Source organism: Kocuria rhizophila (genome assembly GCF_003667225.1).
Lineage (GTDB): Bacteria > Actinomycetota > Actinomycetes > Actinomycetales > Micrococcaceae > Kocuria > Kocuria rhizophila.
Genome location: NZ_RCOM01000131.1, coordinates 1 through 3,739, shown reverse-complemented (window position 1 = coordinate 3,739; position 3,739 = coordinate 1). Strand labels below are relative to the sequence as shown.

The following is a 3,739-nucleotide window of genomic DNA, read 5'->3' as shown; positions in this document are numbered from 1 at the left end:
CCGTGGCGCACACGCTGAACACTCGTCCACGCAAGAGCCTGGGGTGGAAGACACCTGCCGAGGCACTGAACGAGCAGCTAAAGTCTCTCCAAGAAGCCGGTGTTGCAACGACCAGTTGAATCCGGTCTGTGCACATGGCCGAGCGGCGTGTTCCACACGTTTCCCACAGTGTTTTCCACAGGCCGTGGACAGCGCGGGAGCACGCGCTGTGCGGGTCTGAGGGCGGTGCGAGAATGGTGGGGTGCGCCGCGGAGGACGGGCGCCGCCGTCGTGAAGAAAGTGAGACAGGGTGTCCGAATACACGTCCGGGCCGCGCGAGGACTACGGCCGCACCATGCCGCACGACAACCAGGCCGAGCAGTCGGTGCTGGGCGGGATGATGCTCTCCAAGGACGCCATCGCGGACGTGGTGGAGGTGCTGCGCGGCGTCGACTTCTACAAGCCGGCGCACGAGAACATCTACGACGCCGTGGTGTCCCTCTACGGGCGCGGCGAGCCGGCGGACGCGATCACCGTTGGGGACGAGCTCACCAAGAACGGTGAGATCGAGCGGATCGGCGGGATCGCCTACCTGCACTCGCTCATCGCCTCCGTGCCCACTGCGGCGAACGCGGGCTTCTACGCGGAGATCGTGCGGGAACGCGCGGTGCTGCGGCGGCTCGTGGAGGCCGGCACCAAGATCGTGCAGCTGGGCTACGCGCACGACGGCGAAGTGGACGACATCGTCAACGAGGCCCAGGGCGAGATCTACCAGGTGGCGGAGCGGCGCACGGCGGAGGACTACGTCCCGCTGAAGGACGTCATGGAAGCCACCGTGGACGAGATCGAGGCCGCGGGCAGCCGCTCGGGCATGCAGGGTGTGCCCACAGGGTTCCACGAGCTGGACGAGCTGACGCACGGCTTCCAGGGCGGGCAGATGATCGTGATCGCGGCCCGTCCGGCCATGGGCAAGTCCACGCTCGCGCTGGACGTCGCGCGCTCGGCCTCCATCAAGCACGGCATGACCTCGGTGATCTTCTCCCTGGAGATGAGCCGCAACGAGATCGCCATGCGACTGCTCTCCGCGGAGGGCACCCTCAACATGCAGGACCTGCGCGCGGGCACCCTGCACGACGACCAGTGGGCCAAGATCGCGCAGATCATGGGCAAGATGAACGAGGCACCCCTGTTCATCGACGACTCCCCGAACATGTCACTCATGGAGATCCGCGCCAAGTGCCGCCGGCTCAAGCAGAAGCACGACCTCAACCTGGTGATCCTGGACTACCTGCAGCTCATGAGCTCCGGCAAGAAGGTGGAGTCCCGCCAGCAGGAGGTCTCCGAGTTCTCCCGTGCGCTCAAGCTGCTCGCCAAGGAGCTGGACGTGCCCGTGGTGGCGCTGTCCCAGCTGAACCGTGGAGCGGAGCAGCGCCAGGACAAGAAGCCGCAGGTGAGTGACCTGCGCGAATCGGGCTCGATCGAGCAGGACGCGGACATGGTCATCCTGCTGCACCGCGAGGATGTGTACGACAAGGAGTCCCCGCGTGCCGGCGAGGCGGACGTGATCGTGGCGAAGCACCGCAACGGCCCCACCAAGACCATCGTGGTGGCCTTCCAGGGGCACTACTCACGGTTTGCGAACATGGCGCTGGAAGGGTTCTGAGCAGCTCAGCGTCTCCCTGTGCAGGAACGGCCGGGCGGAGCGTGTGGCCAACCTCCCACCAGACTGCCCCCTCCTCGCCTCGCCGGTAACTGCGGCGCCCCACTACGCTTGGCCAGTGCTCACCACTGAACAGGCCGCTTACAAACTCGCCTTCCAGATCGCAGACGCCCTGATCCGTAGCGGGGCGGGGTCCGCGAACACCACCAAGTCGCTGCTGTCGATCTTCCGCAAGACAGACCTGCGGGACGTGACCGTCAGTGTCTCCCTGGGGCAGGTGACCATCAGCCACCAGGACCAGCCGGACAAGGCGCCGAGCACGCGGGTGTTCGAGACCCAGCCCGGAACGCTGGACATCGAGCTGCGCAGTGCAACGGGTGCGGTCCTGGAGGACTTCGTGCTGGGCCGGCTGGATGCCGATGAGGCGAGCCGTCGCATGGACGAGATCATGGCGAAGTCGCGGGTCATCGGCCACAAGCTGATCATGACCGGTTTCACGATGTTCGGGGTGGGCTTCGCGCTGATCCTCGGCGGCAGCTGGGGGACGGCCATCAGCGCCGCCGCGGTCTCGGCCGTGGTGTACGGCGTGTACGCCCTGGTGCAGCACGTGAAGGCCCCAGAGATCTTCAGCCTGGCCGCCGGTGGCCTGGTGGCGGTCATGGGGGCCACCGTGTGCGGGATGTTCTTCTCCATCACTCAGACGGCGGTGTGCATCGTCGCCGCGCTCGCGGCATGGCTCGCCGGGATCGCGGCGTACGGGGCGGTGCACGACGTGATCACCGGTTGGTACGTCTCGGCCTCGGGCCGGATCCTCGAGGCCGTCACGAGCACGGCGGGTCTGGTGGCCGGTGTCACGGTGGGCATCCACGCCATGCAGCGGCTCGTGGGGGACTCGATGGACTACATCGAGACCCTGGAGATGGACGACTCCCGCTGGGCGCTGACCGTGCTGGGTGCCGCGGTGGTCTCCGCCGGTTTCGCGCTGGCCTCCGGTGGCCGCGACTGGAAGCTCGCGGCCCTCGGGCTGTTCGGCGGCATGGTGCAGCTGGGTGTGCTGGGCGTGGGTGCGCTCGGGATGAGCTCCTACAGCGCCATCCTGGTCTCCTCGATCGTCGCGGGGGCGCTCAGCGTGGCCCTCACGCGCACCCTGGACCTCGCATCCAACGCCACCCTGATGATCGTGCTGCTTCCCCTGTTCCCGGGCATGCTCGTCTACCAGGGGGTGCTGGGCACCATCTTCGGCCTCGAGGACGCCGGCGAGTCCGTCCTCAAGGCCGCGATCACCGCGTTCTGCCTGTGCATGGGTGGCATGCTGGGGCAGTACCTGGCCTCGGAGACCCTCTGGGCCGGGCGGCGTCGTCAGTTCGCGCTGAAGCACCCTGGCCAGAAGTTCCGCCGGGAGATGACGGACGAGGAGAACTTCAGCGACATCATGGTCCCGATCTTCTCCAAGCCCTTCAACAGCTGACCAGCTACTTCCCCATGGCCTCCGCCACGCGCTGCACGAGGCCGCGCATGTTCTCGAGCGTGCGCTCGGCGCGTTCCTCGGCACTCATGGTCTCCTCCATCTGGCGCACGCCCTCGGGCTTGCGCCGCCCCAGCGTGTAGTCGCTGCACGCCAGGTTGGAGCACACGTATGTGCCCACGGAGCTGTACTTGTCCTTTGCGGACTTGGAGCGCTGGATGGACACGAGCGACACTCCGCTGGCCGGGTGCAGGGTCAGGCAGATCTGGCACATCCTCGCCCCACCCGTCGCCTTCTGCGCGCTCTTCTCCATGACGAGCCCGCGCAGGCCGTCCTCGGTCTCCACCACCACGTAGCCGGCGCGCGGCGACTTGGGGTCGTACCACCCCAGGAAGATCTGCTGCTCCCACGCGGTGTGCAGCAGGTCCTGGGGGATGTTGATGCGCTGGGCAGCACCTTTGGAGCAGTTGATGAAGCTCTTGCGGATCTCGGATTCTGTATGCGTATGCATGATTCTGGGCTTTCGTTCTGGTGCGTCACTGCGCGCACGACGCCGCTCGCGGGCGTTGCGTGGGGCACGCACCCGGGCGCGGGGCGGGGAGGCGCGGCGGCGTCGTCGTAGGGGGGTGTGACGA

3 protein-coding genes are annotated in these 3,739 nt (G+C 67.1%); 2 read left to right on the top strand and 1 reads right to left on the bottom strand.

The genetic code is table 11. The features are described from left to right. The first annotated feature begins 334 nt into the window (after positions 1-334). Together dnaB and D9R02_RS11410 are read left to right on the top strand one after the other, a co-directional pair. Positions 335-1,642, top strand: a complete 1,308-nt coding sequence (gene dnaB / locus D9R02_RS11415; RefSeq protein ID WP_052239365.1) for a replicative DNA helicase — start codon at positions 335-337, stop codon at positions 1,640-1,642. A 115-nt stretch (positions 1,643-1,757) separates the two neighbouring features. Continuing rightward, the gene (locus D9R02_RS11410) at positions 1,758-3,107 is read left to right on the top strand and encodes a threonine/serine exporter family protein (RefSeq protein WP_121566943.1); all 1,350 of its coding nucleotides are present in this window, start codon (positions 1,758-1,760) and stop codon (positions 3,105-3,107) included. 4 nt (positions 3,108-3,111) lie between these two features. Here D9R02_RS11410 and D9R02_RS11405 read toward each other — a convergent pair whose 3' ends face one another. Then, positions 3,112-3,615, bottom strand: coding sequence for an FBP domain-containing protein (locus D9R02_RS11405; protein ID WP_019310401.1), 504 nt, complete (start codon positions 3,613-3,615; stop codon positions 3,112-3,114). Between the last annotated feature and the right edge of the window lie 124 nt (positions 3,616-3,739).

Coding starts and splice junctions, on each gene's coding strand:
- D9R02_RS11405 (WP_019310401.1), bottom strand. CDS start 3,615: ATGCATACGCATACAGAATCCGAGATCCGCAAGAGCTTCATCAACTGC.
- dnaB (WP_052239365.1), top strand. CDS start 335: ATGCCGCACGACAACCAGGCCGAGCAGTCGGTGCTGGGCGGGATGATG.